At 45.1% G+C, this 18,763-nt stretch carries 17 protein-coding genes and 1 rRNA gene; 7 read left to right on the top strand and 11 right to left on the bottom strand.

Annotated elements, in window-relative coordinates:
* Positions 1–313 (bottom strand): 16S ribosomal RNA (locus GTH32_RS06810); the annotation flags it as partial.
* A gap of 633 nt (positions 314–946) precedes the next feature.
* Between GTH32_RS06810 and GTH32_RS06805 the strand changes: the two genes are divergently transcribed.
* Positions 947–1,480 carry a DapH/DapD/GlmU-related protein gene (locus tag GTH32_RS06805; RefSeq protein ID WP_163084487.1) on the top strand — a complete coding sequence of 178 codons (534 nt, stop codon included), beginning with the start codon at positions 947–949 and terminating at the stop codon, positions 1,478–1,480.
* 73 nt (positions 1,481–1,553) lie between these two features.
* Here GTH32_RS06805 and aroE read toward each other — a convergent pair whose 3' ends face one another.
* Positions 1,554–2,381 carry a shikimate dehydrogenase gene (gene aroE, locus GTH32_RS06800; protein WP_163084486.1) on the bottom strand — a complete coding sequence of 276 codons (828 nt, stop codon included), beginning with the start codon at positions 2,379–2,381 and terminating at the stop codon, positions 1,554–1,556.
* Between aroE and GTH32_RS06795 the strand changes: the two genes are divergently transcribed.
* Positions 2,380–2,811, top strand: a complete 432-nt coding sequence (locus GTH32_RS06795) for a group II truncated hemoglobin (RefSeq protein WP_163084485.1) — start codon at positions 2,380–2,382, stop codon at positions 2,809–2,811. The two genes, aroE and GTH32_RS06795, sit on opposite strands and share 2 nt — an antisense overlap.
* Positions 2,812–2,918: 107 nt before the next feature.
* On the opposite strand, the gene GTH32_RS06790 is transcribed toward GTH32_RS06795, so the two are convergent.
* The 7 genes from GTH32_RS06790 to GTH32_RS06760 form a co-directional block, all read right to left on the bottom strand.
* Complete coding sequence (locus GTH32_RS06790) at positions 2,919–3,593, bottom strand: OmpW family outer membrane protein (protein ID WP_163084484.1); 675 nt, start codon at positions 3,591–3,593, stop codon at positions 2,919–2,921.
* 188 nt (positions 3,594–3,781) lie between these two features.
* Entirely contained in the window at positions 3,782–4,714 is a 933-nt protein-coding gene (gene hemF / locus GTH32_RS06785) for an oxygen-dependent coproporphyrinogen oxidase (RefSeq protein WP_163084483.1), read from the bottom strand.
* Positions 4,711–5,286, bottom strand: a complete 576-nt coding sequence (gene tsaC, locus GTH32_RS06780) for an L-threonylcarbamoyladenylate synthase type 1 TsaC (protein WP_163084482.1) — start codon at positions 5,284–5,286, stop codon at positions 4,711–4,713. Before tsaC ends, hemF begins: the two co-directional genes overlap by 4 nt.
* A 26-nt stretch (positions 5,287–5,312) precedes the next feature.
* Positions 5,313–5,861: a DNA topoisomerase family protein gene (locus GTH32_RS06775; protein WP_163084481.1), complete on the bottom strand. Its 549-nt coding sequence runs from the start codon at positions 5,859–5,861 to the stop codon at positions 5,313–5,315.
* A gap of 26 nt (positions 5,862–5,887) precedes the next feature.
* A complete protein-coding gene (locus GTH32_RS06770) occupies positions 5,888–6,364 on the bottom strand; it encodes a DUF494 family protein (protein ID WP_163084480.1) in 477 nt (158 codons plus the stop codon).
* 1 nt (position 6,365) lies between these two features.
* Complete coding sequence (gene dprA / locus GTH32_RS06765; protein ID WP_163084479.1) at positions 6,366–7,478, bottom strand: DNA-processing protein DprA; 1,113 nt, start codon at positions 7,476–7,478, stop codon at positions 6,366–6,368.
* A gap of 36 nt (positions 7,479–7,514) precedes the next feature.
* Entirely contained in the window at positions 7,515–8,600 is a 1,086-nt protein-coding gene (locus tag GTH32_RS06760; protein ID WP_246223169.1) for a LysM peptidoglycan-binding domain-containing protein, read from the bottom strand.
* Between the two features lie 206 nt (positions 8,601–8,806).
* Between GTH32_RS06760 and def the strand changes: the two genes are divergently transcribed.
* The 4 genes from def to trkA are packed head-to-tail and all read left to right on the top strand — an operon-like array spanning position 8,807 to position 13,014.
* A complete protein-coding gene (gene def / locus GTH32_RS06755) occupies positions 8,807–9,316 on the top strand; it encodes a peptide deformylase (protein ID WP_163084477.1) in 510 nt (169 codons plus the stop codon).
* Positions 9,317–9,333: 17 nt separating this feature from the next.
* Complete coding sequence (gene fmt, locus GTH32_RS06750; RefSeq protein ID WP_163084476.1) at positions 9,334–10,287, top strand: methionyl-tRNA formyltransferase; 954 nt, start codon at positions 9,334–9,336, stop codon at positions 10,285–10,287.
* Between the two features lie 2 nt (positions 10,288–10,289).
* Positions 10,290–11,612, top strand: coding sequence for a 16S rRNA (cytosine(967)-C(5))-methyltransferase RsmB (gene rsmB / locus GTH32_RS06745; protein ID WP_163084475.1), 1,323 nt, complete (start codon positions 10,290–10,292; stop codon positions 11,610–11,612).
* Positions 11,613–11,634: 22 nt separating this feature from the next.
* A complete protein-coding gene (gene trkA / locus GTH32_RS06740; RefSeq protein ID WP_163084474.1) occupies positions 11,635–13,014 on the top strand; it encodes a Trk system potassium transporter TrkA in 1,380 nt (459 codons plus the stop codon).
* Between the two features lie 87 nt (positions 13,015–13,101).
* Here trkA and GTH32_RS06735 read toward each other — a convergent pair whose 3' ends face one another.
* Positions 13,102–14,553 carry a TrkH family potassium uptake protein gene (locus GTH32_RS06735; RefSeq protein WP_163084473.1) on the bottom strand — a complete coding sequence of 484 codons (1,452 nt, stop codon included), beginning with the start codon at positions 14,551–14,553 and terminating at the stop codon, positions 13,102–13,104.
* Positions 14,554–14,682: 129 nt separating this feature from the next.
* Positions 14,683–15,336: an isoprenoid biosynthesis glyoxalase ElbB gene (elbB, locus tag GTH32_RS06730; protein WP_163084502.1), complete on the bottom strand. Its 654-nt coding sequence runs from the start codon at positions 15,334–15,336 to the stop codon at positions 14,683–14,685.
* 411 nt (positions 15,337–15,747) lie between these two features.
* Here elbB and polA point away from each other — a divergent pair, with 411 nt between their 5' ends.
* Entirely contained in the window at positions 15,748–18,537 is a 2,790-nt protein-coding gene (gene polA / locus GTH32_RS06725) for a DNA polymerase I (protein ID WP_163084472.1), read from the top strand.
* Positions 18,538–18,763 lie beyond the last annotated feature (226 nt).

The raw sequence follows: 18,763 nt of genomic DNA, 5'->3' as shown, positions 1-18,763 counted from the left end.
TTCCAGTGTGGCTGATCTTCCTCTCAGAACAGCTAGAGATCGTTGCCTTGGTGAGCCTTTACCCCACCAACTAGCTAATCTCACTTGGGCCTCTCTTTGCGCCGGAGCCTAAGCCCCGTTTGGTCCGAAGACATTATGCGGTATTAGCAGTCGTTTCCAACTGTTATCCCCCTCGCAAAGGCAAGTTCCCAAGCATTACTCACCCGTCCGCCACTCGTCAGCGAAGTGCAAGCACTTCCTGTTACCGTTCGACTTGCATGTGTTAGGCCTGCCGCCAGCGTTCAATCTGAGCCATGATCAAACTCTTCAATTAAATATATCGAATTATGAATCGTCGTTGTCGACACTCTTAACGAGTGCCCACACAGATTGTCTTGTCTAAATTGTTAAAGAACATAGTGCAGAATCATGACGCTTTTTGTCGTGACTTCTGCGCAAGGAGGACCAACATTACTCTCAGTTGATTCGTTTTCCTTGCTCACCGCGAAGCGCTTTGCTTCTTAGTGGCTCACCCTGTTCGAGTGAGGTGCGCATTATACGCTGGAAGTTTTCGTTGTCAACACTTTTTGAAAATTTATTTTCTGAAGCGTTTCTTCTAAACTCCCGTCTTTACTGACCTACAAAGGTAGTAGAGACTTACTTCAGGAGGCTTGCTGTTTTGCTTTTCCCCCGAAGCGGATGCGCATTGTAGGGATTTGAGCGCTGAGGTCAACAACTATTTTAAAAAAACTGTCATATTCCTTTTGTTTGAACAAAATCCCCTCACAATGCTTACAAAGCATACTGATTGGCGAAGTTTTTAAGCGCCTCACACTATTTTCCTACCTATTAGGGATATTGGTCTTGCATTGGGAATAGTTCATAATGCCTGTTAATACATAACTGGGTTGCGTAATGTAACCGTTACTCTATTTGTTCGCTATATAACATTGAAAGGATATAAGCAGTGGCACTACGTACATATCAATCGATCGCGCCTAAAACTGGCAGCGGTTGCTATATAGATGCCTCGTCGGTAATAGTTGGGGATGTTCATCTTGACGATGATGCCAGTATTTGGCCCTTAGTGGCTGCCCGGGGCGATGTTAATAGAATACGTATTGGCGCCAGAACGAATATTCAGGATGGTACTGTACTTCATGTAACACGGCGTTCAACACAAAACCCTGATGGCCATCCTTTAGTTATTGGTGATGACGTTACTGTGGGCCATAAGTGTATGCTGCACGGTTGTCAGTTAGGAAACCGTATCTTAGTAGGTATGGGCGCCATTATTATGGACGGCGCTATAGTAGAAGATGATGTGTTTATTGGCGCCGGCACATTGGTACCGCCTAATAAGCGTCTAGAGAGTGGCTTTTTATATGTTGGAAACCCTATGCAAAAGAAACGTCCACTTAAAGAAAGTGAAATCGCTTTTCTTAAGCAGTCTGCCATTAACTATGTTCAACTTAAGGATGAATATCTAGCGCAACCTTAATACTATATCGGATAACGGCGTGAGATTGTTAAATGCAGGCTTTAATAGTTAATGAAGGTTTCGCTTACCTAATCTATTGCTTAGCTATAATCTCGCGCAGTTTTACTATCACCTTTTTGGTTTCAGGGCGTTTACCTGTCCAAATAGAGAACGCCGCTGCCGCCTGCTCTACCAACATACCTAACCCATCTAAGGTTTTTGCAACTCCAAGCGCCTCAGCTTCCTGCATAAATAAGGTGGGCTGTTTTTTATAAACCATATCGTATACCAACTCACACTCCTCCACTAAATTGCTGGAGAGCTCTAATGGTAGGGTATTGTTTAGACTAGCTGCGGTAGAGTTAATAATTATATGGGGCTTCACCGCAGCGGCATTAGTGAGTTCGACAACATCAATCTTACCCTGCCCTGCTTCAGCGGCCACCTGTTCTGCACGAGCAAGGGTTCTATTGGCTAAAGTAAGAGATTGAACACCAGCGCCGAGTAAAGGTGAAATAACCCCTCGCGCCGCGCCGCCAGCACCAATAAGTAGAATGCGCTTATCTGCAAGCTCGGTATTGTTGTTTAGTAAGTCGTTAACTAGCCCCACGCCGTCGGTATTAAACCCCATGACTTCACCGCAAGGATGGTTCATAAGCGTGTTCACAGCCTTCGCATCTTTCGCTGCTTGGTCATCTACCTTTGCCATATTGTAAGCGTCTAGCTTAAAGGGCATAGTGACATTACACCCCACCACATCCGCTTGCGCTAAAAACTCTGCGGCTGCAGCAACAAATCCGTCTTCTGGCGCGAGTATCTTTTCATAAGAGATAACTTCGTTACACTGCTCAGCAAACATTTGATGAATAGTTGGTGATAAACTCTGGACGATAGGGTTACCAAATACGGCGAATTTTTTCATGGCAATACGTAATTTCTTTAAGTCTAAACAAAAAAGCAAAAGTCAGGTGAATGAGACTACACCATATTTCCGCATAGGTGGAGAGGAGAAAGTACGAGAGTTAGCAAACTCTTTTTATGATGTAATGGAACACGACCCTATAGCGGCAGAATTATTAGCGATCCACCCGCAGCCTTTAGATAGACTTCGTCATGTTTTTTTTCTTTATTTGAGTTTATGGCTAGGCGGGCCTGATGACTTTCAACAACAATACGGCCACCCACGTTTACGGGCGAGGCATCTCCCGTTTACTGTAACGCCTAAACTGAAAGAACAGTGGATGTATTGCATGCGCAAAGCTATGTTTGCAACCGTGGATGATATTGGGCTTGCACGAAAGCTTTTGGCAGCCCTTGATCAACTAGCCGAGCACATGATTAACAGCGAATAAAAAATGTGTCAAAAAGGTCGCCCTCTTTGACACATAAACTATTTATTACTGTGTACGCTCTTGTGGCGCCTTAAGTAGTGCTAACGGTATATGGATATCAATGTAGATTAAAAAGTGTAACCTACTGATACCGTATATACCCAAGGGTCTATTTCTATGTTGTTCACGCTTCCCTTAGCCTCACCAACGTTAAACGTTGCCTCTGTATCTATATCGATATAACGCACAGAGCCGTTTATATGCCAAACCTCGTCAATTTTATAGTCCAAACCAATTTGCGCAGACAAACCAAAGGAGTTATCTAACGACAAGTCGGTTAGTCCTGCATCACTATTGGTTGACGTAAAACTTTCATCATAAATAAACGTATAGTTAATTCCTGCACCAATATAAGGTTGTAACGCCGCGCTACTGTCATTGAAATAGTAGTTAGCGGTCAAAGTTGGCGGCAGGTGTGTTACCTCGCCTAACTGATTGCCTGTACCAAGAGGATCGGGGAGCGAAAAGTTTACCTGGTGCTTAAACGGTGTTGCCGCCAGTAATTCAATGTTGATATTGTCGGTAATAAAGTAAGCGACATTGATACCAAACTGAGAATCGTTGTCGATAGTAAGCGCTACCCCAAGATCCCCGCCGCCTGCGATAATGTTTGATGAAGTCTCATCAGGTGCTACTGTGGTTAGCCCGCCACGCACCAACCAATCGCCTTGTTCGTGAGCATGGGCGAAAGGCAATAGTGCTGCTCCAGTAAGACAAAGTGCTGATAGTGTGAATTTGCGCATAGTGTGTCTCGTGTGTGTTTATCAAGGATGAGGGCACTGTACGCGTTTAAAAATAGTAGGTATTGATCCAGCGCAAACTGTCTAAGTGACTGAATCATTGGCAGTATAGAGTGTTGATGTAGATCAAAAAACGCCGTTAGCACAAAGGCTACGGCGTTTATTGTGACAAAGGGCTTGCGCTAGCTAAGTTACCACTTTATAGGTTTAAGCCAATCGGCTAATTTAGCTTCGGCACTGCCCGGAGCTGGGCTGTAACAATATTCCCATCGCGCCAATGGCGGCATAGACATCAAGATAGACTCTGTACGTCCGCCCGTTTGTAGCCCAAATAAGGTACCGCGGTCGTACACTAAATTAAACTCAACATAGCGTCCACGCCGATACAGCTGAAAATCTCGTTCGCGCTCACCATAAGGCGTTTCTTTTCGTTTTTCCACAATGGGAATGTAGGCGTCAAGGTAACCATTGCCCACTGCTTGCATAAACGCAAAAGACTGCTCAAATCCCCAATCATTAAGGTCGTCAAAGAATAAACCGCCCACGCCTCGGGTTTCGTTTCTGTGTTTTAAGAAGAAATATTTATCACACCACTCTTTATACGTGGAATAAACGTCTTCACCAAAGGGAGCGCATAGTTTTTTCGCGGTGTTGTGCCAATGTACTACGTCGTCTTTAAACGGATAGAAAGGGGTTAAATCAAAACCGCCGCCGAACCACCATATAGGCGCTTCGCCTTCTTTTTCAGCAATAAAGAAGCGGACATTGGCATGAGAGGTTGGAATATATGGGTTATGCGGGTGAATAACCAAAGACACGCCCATGGCCTGAAAATTTCTGCCGGCTAACTGAGGGCGGTTAGCAGTAGCAGAGGCAGGCATTTGCGTGCCATGAACATGGGAGAAATTAACCCCACCTTGTTCAATAACAGCCCCGTTTTTCATTACCCGAGAACGGCCACCGCCACCTTCTTCACGCTGCCAGCTATCTTCTACAAATTGCCCTTGGCCATCGGCTAGCTCCAATGTTTGGCAAATGTTGTCTTGTAAACCCAATAGGTAACGTTTTACTTGTTCAATTACCTGCTCAGCGTTTTTGCCATCTAATTCTAATGCTTCACTCATGCTCGTATTACTTCCCCACTGTCTCCGTCTCTAATCGTGCTGGGCTTGCTATATTGCCCTACCTGGCCATTAACATAGGTTACGCTATCGGCAAATACCGTTTTTGCTTCTTCTATACTTAATGCTGGAGGCTGGCCCGTTACATTAGCACTGGTTGATACCACCGGCTTGCCAACCTTTTCACACAAAGCTTTCACAGTGGGGTGGTTGCTCACTCGTACTGCTATTTTATCGTACTGGCCTGTTAACCATGCGGGTGCTTGCGCTGATTTAGGGAGTAACCATGTATTCGGACCAGGCCAACTAGAAAAAATTTCAGTGCGCATATCGGGCTTTATCGCATTATCGTTAACGTAAGGAAGAAGCTGAGAATAGGTTGCTGCAACAAGAATAACGCCCTTCTCAATAGGACGTTGTTTTATATCGAGTAGCGCCATTACCGCAGACTCACTGTCTGGGTCGCAACCAATACCCATTACGGCTTCGGTGGGGTATACCAATAACATACCGTTTTCAAACGCCGCCACCACAGGATCTTGGTGAGGCACCGAATACTGGTTTTCAGTTGTCATGAAATTGTGTCTCTACGTTAGCTTGATCAATCGTCTTGTTTAAACCCGCAGCCCGATTGAGGGCAATGCAGCTGTCCTTTTTTGCTGATAAGGACAGACCAACCACATTCTGGGCAGGGTTGTTCAACTGGCTTGAAATTTAGCACATATCGGCATCGGGGATAATGATTGCAGGCAAAAAACTGTTTACCGAATTTATTCGTTCGTGCGATTAATTGCCCAGCGTGGCATTTAGGGCAAGTAACATGGGTGTCTTCCTGCTGTTTAATTGCAGAAATATAATGACAGGTGGGAAAGTTAGTACAACCGATAAACATACCAAATCGGCCTTTCTTTATCGCTAGATTAGCAGCACATTCTGGGCAGGCTACACCCTCGAGGGTTTTAAGTAGTGTGGTTTGATTATCGTGGAGCGGTTTACTGAAATGACAGCTAGGGTAACCCTCGCACCCCAGAAATGGCCCAGATTTACTGTGCTTAATATGCAGCGACTTCCCACATTCGGGACAGTCGCCAAAGTTATCTTCTAACGCATGCTCGTTAGCAGCAAATAGTGAGTGATCTATTTTAGACATGCATGCTCAAACAACCGGGGCACCCACTAATGCAATACGCCATCAGGCTCATCAAATAATAGATCTTCCATTTGTGCATAGGCTTTCTCTTTGCCCGGTACATTAAATAATACCATTAGCACTACCCACTTAAGGTCTTCTAGACAAAATTCAGTGGAGTCTATTTCCATAACTCTGTCTATCACCATTTCTCGGGTGGATGCATCTAGCACACCAACCTGTTCAAGAAACAGTAAGAACCCCCTGCATTCTACGTCAAGACGCATTTGCTCTTCGTGAGTATATATTCTGCTTAAGCTAGTGCTTATCCCTTTGCAAAAATAAGGGGTAATATCGGTTTCTTGCAGTGCGGCTAACTTTTCGAGCCATGCGAGGGCTTTATAGATTTCATCATGATGAAATCCAGCACGCACAAGCTCTTCAGTAAGTTCGTCCTGATCGACGCGAATTTCCGTTTCACTATGAATAAAGTTTTCAAACAAATACATGAGGATGTCGAACATGTTATTTCCCCCTCAATTTAATGTAACCGCCAGGGATAGCAGCTACTAAACCACGCAACTCGTATTGTAATAATTCCACCATAACCTGCTGAACAGACATGGTGCAGCGCTGCGCTATAACATCTATAGTGGTGATGTCGTAATCCACACTATCTAATAATCTATCGGTTGCCAAGTTAATCACTTCACTTTTTTCGCTAATTTTTTCGTCCTTGTCAGTAATAAGACAAGGTTGCACTGCAATTTCATCGAAAATGTCATCTACACAGGTTACCAGCTTAGCGCCTTGCTGTATTAACCAATGACAACCCTCAGAGTAAGGATGAGATATACTACCGGGAACTGCAAATACTTCTCGCCCCATATCTGCGGCCAAATTTGCGGTTATCAAGGTGCCACTCTTTATTTTTGCTTCGATTACTAAGGTTCCTAGCGACATTGCCGCAATAATACGATTCCGCCGAGGGAAGTGCCAAGCCTTCGCACTAATGCCAGGAAAGAATTCGGTTATACAGGCCCCGTCTTCATCAATAATGTTGCGGTAGAGTTGCACGTTGCGTGATGGGTATACGGTATCAGGTCCAGTCCCCATCACCGCTATTGTACCCCCAACCTCCATTACTCCCCCTCGATGGGCTGCTGTATCTATACCGGCAGCAAGGCCACTTATTACAACAATCTTATTGCGCGCTAAGGTCGCTGCAAATTCAGTGGCAATCTGCTTACCTTGATGACTTGCCCGACGACTTCCGACTATGGCAATTTGTGGTCGATTTAACACCTCGGGGTTACCGTGAACAAATAATACTAGCGGCGGGTTATCTAAAGTTTTTAAACGTTGTGGATAATGCGGGCACTGATAGCTCACAATATGGTGTTGCGGATCGCTGGCAAGCCAGCTTAGTGCCCGTTTAATAAGGTATGGGTTAATCGCCTCATATAAGGGGGTAACAACTGGGTGGAGCGGCGTTGCGGTGTTATACGCATTTACCACATCAACCGCGCTAAGTGATAACGCTTCAAAAACCTTAAACCATTTACTCGATGCTAAGTTAACTGCAGAAGCAAGGGTTAACCACGCCATATGAGATGAATCGTGGGAGTTGTTGTTCATAGCCGTTCCTTAATTAAACGGCAACTCATAAAAAGCTTAAGGGCTTGCTACGATAAAGCCGCGTTGTATGCCTTCGTTAGCGCGAGAAATAAGACCATAGCTAGCCTTTGCGAATGTTTTAAAAACGATAAGTTCGCCTACTTTTATCGCTGGCTGCGCAATTTTTGTGGCCAATAAATTGGCACCTACTGAAGCGCCAGGTTCATCTATATAACGAGGAATGTCGCCGTCAATAATGTCAGGCCCTGCCCTATAAATTCCCATAACGGTTCCGGCTGCTATATCAGCTGCTCCTACATCGAGAATGACTACATCGTACTTACCAAGTAAATTGTGATCATGTAGATCGCCCACCACGTAGCCTCTCTGCTCAATAGCGGCGGTTAATGTTAAGTCTTCAGCGGCAAACATTCCTTGCGCCAGCAACCTATCGCCTCGCTTAGCCTCTTGATAGGAGTGGGTGATTTCAAGCATTTTCACTTCTCGTGTTTGCTGCTTAGCCACCGTTTGAGTATCGGCGATATGCGTAAGCTGTACCCCCAGTGGTTCTCCATCCAGTGAATAAATAGTAGATTGCTTTCTTACTACTTTATACTGATCGTTCGACGTGTTTTTCGTCTGACTCAAAACCGTGTGGTCGCTGGTAAAACGTACATTACCGTGGTGATTACCCAGAATATGAGGGAGGGATTTATACGTAACATCGTCAACCAAAGTATGATGATTTATATACGGAGCAATGGACGCCCAGGGCAAAATATCTATGGCTTTGACCTTCTCACGGCGCGAAGATGTTGGCGACAACACTAAACTTGGCTTGTCACGCTCAATAGCTAAAACAGGTTTACCTTCGAAAAAGCCCACCGTAATAACGTCACCTGGATAGATAAGATGCGGGTTGCTAATTTGGGTATTCGTGCGCCATAGATTTGGCCAAAGCCAAGGTTCATTTAAAAAAACGTTCGCAATATCCCACAAGGTATCGCCTTTTTTAACTGTGTAACGTGTTGGTGCGTCAGACTTTATCGCTTGTTGAGCGAAAGATGGCAATACCACCAGCATAAGTGCCGTGAGCAGAAGGGTACGCGTTAGACGTTGTAATCGCTTTTTCAAATTGACCATCCATAAATTTTCCGCTGTCATTCACTGTTGAAATTTCAGACAATGACACTATAACAAGGCGAAAGTCTGAAACTGTAGTGCAATTGAAAAAACTGCACGAAATGACATGATATACGTTAGAATAATAGCTCAATAAGCACTGTAAAGCGTACAGGCTATTAGATCGTATATGAATTTATACAGCGAAAAGGTTAAGTAAGCGAAACATGGCTATATTAGACGTATTGAGTTTTCCCGATGAACGCCTTCGTACCGTGGCCAAACCGGTAGAAGAAGTGAACGACGAAATAAAACAATTGGTTTCAGACATGTTTGAAACCATGAAAGACGAGAATGGTATTGGACTTGCTGCCACGCAGGTAGATCGCCACGTTCAAGTGGTGGTAATGGATGTGTCAGAAGATCAAAATGAACCCAGGGTGTTTATTAACCCTGAAATCACCCGTAAAGAAGGCAGCACCATTAGCGAAGAAGGTTGCTTATCTGTGCCTGGCAACTACGCAAAAGTAGAACGTGCTGAAGCCATTACAGTCAAAGCGCTAAACCAAAACGGCGAAGCTTTTGAGCTGGACGCTGAAGGATTATTGGCGATTTGTATTCAACACGAACTCGATCACCTTAAAGGAAAGTTGTTTATCGACTACCTTTCTCCGCTGAAGCGCCAGAGAATTCGTAAAAAATTAGAAAAAGAAGCTCGCTTAGCTGCGCGTGCCTAACGACATAAAGGTTATCTGTGACAACACCATTACGTATTATTTTCGCTGGTACTCCCGACTTTGCAGCCAAACACCTTGGCGCACTTATAAATAGTGAGCATAAAGTTATAGCAGCCTATACTCAGCCCGACCGCCCCGCCGGTCGTGGTAAAAAACTTACTCCTAGCCCAGTAAAAAACGTAGCGCTACAACACAACATTCCCGTATATCAGCCTAGTTCGCTTAGAGACGACGATGCGCAACATGCGCTAGCTGAATTAAACGCTGACATAATGATAGTAGTGGCCTACGGCCTAATATTGCCTAAAACGGTATTAGCGGCCCCACGCTTGGGCTGCTTGAATGTACATGGGTCTATCTTACCAAAGTGGCGTGGTGCTGCGCCTATACAACGAGCGATCTGGGCAGGCGACAGCGAAACTGGGGTGACTATCATGCAGATGGATGAAGGATTAGACACAGGCGATATGTTGCACGTGGCGTCTATTCCTATTACCCATTGTGATACTAGCGCTTCCCTCTATGACAAACTCGCTGAACTTGGCCCAACAGCATTGCTTCATGTGGTGAATAACATTCATGCTATAACCCCTACACCACAAAATAACGATGAAGCAACCTATGCTAAAAAGCTCTCTAAAGAAGAAGCCTTTATCAATTGGACAGATAGCGCGGTTCAGATAGAGCGAAATATTCGTGCCTTTAATCCATGGCCTGTAGCTTGGACTCAAATAGAGGGTCAAAACATTAAGATTTGGTCGGCACAAACGCTCGCCGATTTTCCTTCAACCCACCAGCCAGGTACTATTGTTCAGGCAGATAAGCAGGGCATTGTTGTTGCTACTGGCGATGGCGGATTACGCATAAATAGCTTACAAATACCCGGTAAAAAAGCGCTGCCAGCGGCTGATGTGGTTAATGCGCGTCAGGCCTGGTTCACCCCTGGTACTTCTCTTGCCACTTCGGAATAACTTTGAAACCCACACCTCTTCCAAAACAAAAAAACCTACGCGCAGATTGCGCGTGGGTAATATACCAAATTCTCGAGAATGGTAAGTCTTCAAGAGATTGTTTAGAACGCGTTCAGCGACGCCATAACCCACGGGACAATGCTTGGATTCAAGAAATGTCACTAGGGGTAATGCGCCGCTTGCCACTATTGCAACATTGGCTACGCACGCTGCTTGATAACCCGCTTAAGGGCAATAAAAAAATTATTGAGCATCTTATTATGCTGGGCCTATATCAGCTGGCATTTTCCCGAGTGAGCCAACACGCAGCGGTAGGTGAAACCGTAAATGCCGCGCCCTATTTAGGCGGTACCGCATTAAAAGGGCTAGTAAATGCAGTACTTCGTAACTTCACGCGTCAGTCGCTTGTCGACGCACCGATAGATAACCCCATAATCAACAGTGGCCTGCCAAAGTGGCTGTATAAAGCCATTGATAACGCCTATGAAGCGGGGGCCGATGACGTACGCAGCGCAACGAACGCCATGGCGCCTATTTGGCTGCGGGTAAACCGCCGCAAAGTGTCACTGCAACAGTATACGGCTATGCTAGATGAAGCGAAGATTGCTTATTCGCTAAGTAAAGAGCACGCAGATGGCCTTATACTCGAAAAACGCGAAGAGGTAACTGGGCTACCTGGTTTTAGCGACGGCTATTTTGCCGTACAAGATGGCGCTGCACAGCTAGCTGCCCACTATTTAGGGGCAAAAGATAATGAGCGAGTGTTAGATTGTTGCGCAGCTCCGGGTGGAAAAACTGGCCACATTATTGAACGTACTCCGGGTATCGCACATTGTTTAGCCCTTGATGCCGACGGCCAGCGCCTAAAAAGAGTAGATGAAAACATGCAACGCCTTGGACATGCTCCGGTTATAAAACAGGGCGATGCGGCCAACCCAAGTGAGTGGTGGGATGGCGAGCAATTTGACCGCATATTGTTAGATGCGCCGTGCTCGGCCACGGGCGTTATTCGTCGTCATCCAGATATTCGCTGGCTAAGGAAGTCGACTGACATCGAAAACCTTGCTGCTCTGCAACAAACTATCTTGCATGCACTGTGGACAATTTTAAAGCCTGGGGGTACGTTATTGTATGCCACCTGCTCCATATTACCGCAGGAAAATAAACAACAAATTCGTACATTTTTAGCGTCCACGGACGACGCTTCGCTTAGCCCAATTGTTAAAACAGAAACGATTGAAAATCCCGGCCGTCAAATATTGCCAGGCGAGCAACAAATGGATGGTTTCTATTATGCGAGACTGGTAAAGTCGGCGGGCGAATAAAGCAAAAGGCACATAAACATCGATGAAAATCATCATTTTGGGCGCTGGCCAAGTAGGTGGAACCCTAGCGGAAAACCTAGTAGGCGAGAAAAACGAAATCACTGTTATTGACTCAGATCCAATAACGCTTCGCGCGCTGCAAGACAGGTTGGATTTACAGGTAGTTACAGGGGTAGGCTCTCACCCAGATGTACTTCGCAAAGCAGGTGCCGAAGATGCCGATATGCTTATCGCTGTTACCAATAGCGATGAAAGTAACATGCTCGCGTGCCAAGTGGCGTTTAGCTTATTTAAAACACCGACGAAAATAGCTCGAGTTCGCTCTGAACAGTACATTATTTATCAAAAGCAGCTTTATAAACAGCAAGACATTCCTGTTGATCATATTATTGCCCCTGAACAACTGGTAACCAAAGCGATTAAACGCTTGATTGATTACCCGGGCGCGCTGCAGGTAGTTGAGTTCGCTGACGGTAAAGCAAGCTTAGTGGCTGTTAAAGCTTATTACGGTGGGTTATTGGTCGGCCATGCGCTTTCAGCGCTGAAAGATCATATGCCAAATGTCGAAACCCGCGTTGCTGCGATCTATCGCCGTGGCCGCCCTATCCGCCCGTTAGGTACTACCGTAATTGAAGCCGACGACGAAGTGTTTTTTATCGCCGCCACTAAGCATATTCGAGCGGTGATGAGTGAACTACAGAAACTAGAGTCTAGCTATAAGCGCATTATGATTGCCGGCGGCGGTCTTATTGGCGCAGGTTTAGCGAAAAAGCTTGAGCATAAACACAATGTAAAGCTTATTGAATATAGCCATGAACGGGCAAAATACCTATCGGCCCATCTAGACAAAACCATTGTTTTTAGTGGCGATGCCTCCGACCCAGAATTATTAAGCGAAGAAAACGTTGAGCAAGTAGACGCCTTTATCGCCGTGACTAACGATGATGAAGCGAATATTATGTCGGCCATGCTTGCCAAACGAATGGGTGCGCAGAAGGCGATGGTGCTCATTCAGCGCAGTGCGTATGTAGATCTTGTTCAAGGCGGTGAAATTGATATTGCGTTTTCACCTCAACAAGCCACTATATCTGCCCTACTCACCCATGTAAGGCGCGGAGATATTGTTAATGTTTACTCATTGCGCAGAGGTGCTGCAGAAGCGATAGAAGCTATTGCCCACGGCGATGAAAATACATCAAAGGTTGTGGGCCGCCAAATAGGAGATATCAAGCTGCCACCAGGCACAACAATTGGTGCTGTGGTGCGCGACGACCAAGTAATTATTGCTCACAGTGATACTAAAATTGAAGCCAACGATCACATTATACTTTTCCTCGTTGATAAAAAGTACATTAGTGATGTAGAAAAGCTTTTCCAGCCAAGCGCATTCTTTTTCGGATAGCCTATTAGGCAAATAACCATCGATGGCTATGTAAAGTCCCGCTAAGGGCTACACCCAGCTAAGGGCTACACACACCCAGCTAAGGGCTTAACTACGCCAGAAGGTAGGCGAAAACAAGACCAGTAAAGAAAATACTTCTAAACGGCCAAAGACCATTCCTACCACTAAAATCCATTTACCTGCATCGGTTACTTCGGCATAGTTTGACGCCACAGTTCCAAGGCCCGGGCCTAAGTTATTAAGCATAGCGGCTGTGGCGGTAAACGCACTTAAGTTGTCTAAACCGGTGGCTATAAGGCTCACCATAATTACTACAAATACAACCGCGTAAGCAGAGAAAAAGCCCCATACCGCTTCCACTACTCTATCAGGCATAGCCCGCTCGCCAAGCTTAACTGCATACACGGCTTTAGGGTGAATAAGCCTATCGACTTCCCGCTTACCTTGTAAGAACAATAAGCAAACCCGAACTACTTTTAAACCTCCACCGGTGGAACTGGCACACCCCCCAATAAAACTCGAAAAGATAAGTAAAATAGGTAAGAAGGTAGGCCACACAGAGAAGTCGGTGGTGGCAAAGCCGGCGGTGGTACTTATAGATACGGCTTGAATCATTGCTTGATCGAAAGCTGTCTCTGCAGACGCATAGTAATCAGACAGAACCAATACCAAAAAACAAATAATTATCAGTGTTGCTTGAATAAAGAAGAACGCTTTAAATTCAGGATCTTTAAAGTAACCTTTTACCGAGCGCGAACTTACAGCGGCATAGTGCAGAGAAAAATTTAATGCCGCAATAAGAAGAAAGACCGTGCAAACCACGTTGACCAGTGGACTATTGTAATAGCCTAAACTTGCATCATGGGTAGAAAAGCCACCAATGGCAACGGTAGAAAACGAATGGCAAATAGCATCAAACAGGTGCATACCCGATAGCCAATAGGCACCCGCACAGGCAATAGTTAGCGACAAATAAATGTACCACAAGTGTTTTGCTGTATCGGCAATACGCGGTGTCATTTTGTTGTCTTTCACCGGGCCTGGTGTTTCTGCTCGATACAGCTGCATGCCCCCCACTCCTAAAATGGGAAGTATCGCCACCGCCAATACGATGATACCCATACCACCGAGCCATTGAAGCTGTTGGCGGTAAAATTGCACCGAGTGAGGTAGAAAGTCGATACCTTCAATGACGGTAGCCCCCGTGGTAGTTAAGCCAGAGAAAGACTCGAAAAATGCGTCAGTCACTGTCATTGTGGGCTGTTCTAACAATATCAGCGGTATTGCACCTACACTGGCCAGTACAGACCAAAACAGCGCAACGATAAGAAACCCTTCACGGGCGCGAAGGTCTTGTTTTTCCGCGCGGTTGGGATACCAAAGTGCAAGCCCGCCAAAAACGCAGAGAAAAAAAGCAAGCGTAAATGGCAAGCCACTGCCATCTTGATAAATAAGTGAAACAATCGCTGGTGGTATCATGGTTACGCTAAATAGCGCAATCAGTAACCCTAAAATACGTACAATCGCACGGTAGTGCATGCTTCTCTATGCCTTTTGTTATTATTAAACCCGCTACTTTACCGGCGCGTTTTGGACGTCAATTGCCTGTTCTGAGCTTGATTATAAGGCGATAATGGCAAGAGGGAAAACCCAACTTGCCCCTATTACCTATTTCATTGAAAGTACTGTCTCAACCATCTTGCTGATGCTCGCATGGGCTTGCGATATATTTTGCGCCAACATGTACGCTGGAGTTGTAACGAGTTTAGCGTCATTATCCACTACCACTTCATCGACGTTGCAATTTACGTGGCTTGCGCCCATTGCATTAATGGCGGTAGCCGTGTCTTCATCGTTACCAATAGTTAGTCTAACCCCTTTATCGTACACACTCACTGCCAGCGCGGGTGAAATACACGCATACGCTGCAGGCTTTTTAGCTTTCGCAAAAGCTTTACACACAGCCAAAACCTCTTCGTCAGGTTGGCTATTTTCACCCTCTACTGCAAACGTACATAAATTCTTAGCTGCACCAAAACCACCCGGTAAAATAAGATAGTCGAAGTCTGCGCTATCACATTCGGTGACAGGTTTAATATCTCCTCTGGCAATGCGCGCCGACTCTACCAGTACATTCCGTGTTTCATTTTCTGCCACTTCACCAGTAAGGTGGTTAATAACATGCAGCTGAGGCTTATTCGGTGCAAAACATTGATAAGATGCGCCAGCCTGTTCAATGGCAAGTAACGTGAGTACGGCTTCATGCAGTTCCGTTCCGTCAAAAACGCCACTGCCGCTTAAAATTACTGCTACTTTTTTCATCATGACTCCCTAGACCTTTAAAAAACTGACTTATGCTTATTTTGGCTATAAAACAGTCAATAGTATAAAAAAAAATCTTAATAATACGTGCTGTATTGCTAATTTCTTATGCTACATTATTCGACCAGTTGGGTTAACCTAAAAAAACCCATACACCAAGTTATCCACACTTTATGGAAGTTAGTGTTGCAACGAGGTAAACCGAGGAGCTGCGTTTACTGCCCCTATTTTCTAAGACTTAGAGCATGATCTTTCCCTTGACAAAGATCGTGATGATCAGCATGTCTGCGCCTATAGATCACAAACTTATCCACAGCACAAGATCATATTAATCTTTTCTCGTTCTATGGCGATCAAGCCTTGCCTGTGGCATCCTTGCGACTCATTCTAAGCATGGTAAATAGCACGGCGATGACAGATTCAAAAAAGCCCCCTTTTATACTCGTAGATGGATCCTCTTATCTATTTAGAGCCTTTCATGGTTTACCCCCCCTCACTAACTCGAAAGGTCAAGACACTGGCGCTATTTATGGCGTAGTTAATATGCTTAAAAGTTTGATTAAGCAATATAACCCCACCCATATGGCCGTTATTTTCGATGCCAAAGGGAAAACCTTTCGCGATGAGATCTATAAAGAATATAAGGCGAACCGTCCGGCTATGCCGGAAGAGTTGCGCAGCCAAATAGAACCACTACACACTATTATTAAAGCCATGGGCTTACCGGTTATTGTTGAACCGGGTGTTGAAGCTGATGATGTTATCGGAACCTTAGCCTGTCGTGCTACCGAACATGGTATTGATACGCTGATCAGCACCGGCGATAAAGATATGGCACAGCTGGTTAATGAGAATGTTACCTTAATCAATACCATGACAAACCAGATCATGGACATAGAGGGTGTTAATACTAAGTTTGGTATCCCGCCAGAATTGGTGATTGATTTTCTCGCGCTTAAAGGCGACAAAGTAGACAATATTCCTGGCGTTCCAGGCGTAGGCGACAAAAGCGCTCAAGCGCTATTAAATGGCATTGGCGGCATCGATGCTATTTATGAAAATCTCGATAGCATTGCTGATCTATCGTTTCGTGGAAGTAAATCCATGGCCGCTAAGATGCAAGAATACGAAGAGCAGGCTCGCCTTTCCTATACACTAGCTACCATTAGCATCGACTTAGACATTGATTACGAAATTGATGCACTTCGTCCCAAGACCCCAGACAATCAACAACTTCAACGCTTATTCGCCGAGTATGAGTTCAAACGCTGGCATAGTGAAGTTAGCGCATTACTCACAGGCGCTGGTGATAGCAATGACAGCGATAGCAGTGACGCAAGCAAGCAAAATGAAGATAGTAGCGATAGCCCTACCGCTTTGACTATTGATAAGTCGGCCTATGAAGTTGTGCTTGACGAGAAGCAGTTTGATCAGTGGGTGGAAAAGTTAAATAAGGCCGCGCTGTTCGCGGTTGATACTGAAACTACCAGCCTTAACTATATGGATGCTGAACTGGTAGGTATCTCATTTTGTATCGAACCAGGAATAGCTGCTTACGTGCCCGTTGCTCATGATTACCCTGGCGCGCCTGAACAGCTAGATCGGGATAGAGTACTTTCTGCATTAAAACCTATTTTAGAGTCGAAAAAACACCTTAAGGTAGGGCAACATATTAAGTACGATAAGAACGTACTGGCGAATTACGGTATAACACTTGACGGAATTGGGTTTGACACCATGCTTGAAAGCTATGTGTTAAACAGTACCGCACAACGCCACGATATGGACTCATTAGCGCTGTCTTATTTAGGCCACAAGACAATTCACTTTGAGGACATAGCAGGAAAAGGCGCAAAGCAACTTACCTTTAATCAGATTGATTTAGCTGAGGCTGGCCCTTATGCCGCCGAGGATGCTGATATCACCCTACGCTTACATAAGGTGCTATGGGAGAAACTCAATAACATCGAAGAACTTAAACAGTTATTAATTGATGTTGAAGTACCTCTGGCCAATGTATTGGCACGTATGGAGCAACAAGGTGTATTAATAGATAGCCAACAACTTGCCCAACAAAGCCAAGATTTGGCTACCCGTATTTCAGAGCTTGAAAAAGAAGTACATGAAGAAGCCGGTGAAGCCTTTAACCTTGGTTCTACTAAACAGCTTCAGCATGTTTTATTTGAAAAAATGGCTTTGCCTATTATTAAGAAGACGCCTAAAGGCGCGCCCTCTACCTCAGAAGATGTGCTGCAAGAACTCGCGCTTGACTACAGTATTGCACATAAAATTATGGAGTACCGTGGGTTAACGAAACTAAAGAACACTTACACAGATAAACTGCCTAAGATGATCAATCATCGCACTGGGCGGGTACATACGTCTTATCATCAAGCGGTGACGGCGACAGGCCGGTTATCGTCTACCGACCCTAATTTACAGAACATTCCAATTCGTAACGAAGCAGGCCGCCGCGTTCGACAAGCATTTGTACCACGAGATGGCTACAAATTTGTAGCTGCAGATTACTCGCAGATTGAACTAAGAATTATGGCTCATTTGTCTGGTGATAAAGGTTTGCTAGACGCCTTTGCGCAGGGTAAAGACGTGCATAAGGCTACCGCAAGTGAAGTTTTTGGGGTTAGCCTTGAAGACGTTAGTAGTGATCAGCGTCGTAGTGCTAAGGCCATTAACTTTGGTCTGATTTACGGCATGAGTGCGTTTGGCCTTGCTAAGCAACTTAATATCCCACGTCATGAAGCGCAAAAATATATGGATCTTTACTTCGAGCGCTACCCTGGTGTGCTTGAGTATATGGATAGGTCGCGGGAAGTCGCGAAAGAAAAGGGCTACGTAGAAACTGTATTCGGTCGTCGCCTTTATTTGCCCGATATTAAAGCAAGCAATGGGGCTCGCAGAAAAGGCGCTGAGCGCGCAGCCATTAACGCACCTATGCAGGGAACGGCTGCCGACATTATAAAGATGGCGATGATTAAGGTTGATGATTGGATCACTACCTCGGTTTCTGATGAAGTGACAATGATGATGCAGGTGCACGATGAGCTGGTATTTGAGATTAAAGAAGCCCATGTAGAGGAACATATGCGCAATATTGTAAGCTTAATGGAACAGGCGGCAGTATTAAACGTTCCCTTAGTTGTTGAAGCTGGGGTTGGAAAAAACTGGGATGAAGCGCACTAATTGGTAATTAGATTACAGTATTTTAGGTTTTAACAGTGAAAATGACGAAAATTCGGTAAGTAAATTACATAAAGACTTGCCTTTTTCGTCATTTGTTGTACTCTTACCCGCGTAGGGTACAGAGGTGAGAAAGCTGTTTTCAAACCTTTGCTTTAACCCCGACAGATTTGTCGGGGTTTTTTTATGTCTTCATTTTGTGTGCAACGATTAAAAGCTCCGACCTATA

Origin of the sequence: Alteromonas profundi (genome assembly GCF_010500865.1) — a bacterium.
In the GTDB taxonomy this organism is placed as follows: domain Bacteria; phylum Pseudomonadota; class Gammaproteobacteria; order Enterobacterales; family Alteromonadaceae; genus Alteromonas; species Alteromonas profundi.
Note: the sequence above shows the minus strand (reverse complement) of the source record. Positions and strands in the feature narration are given on the sequence as shown.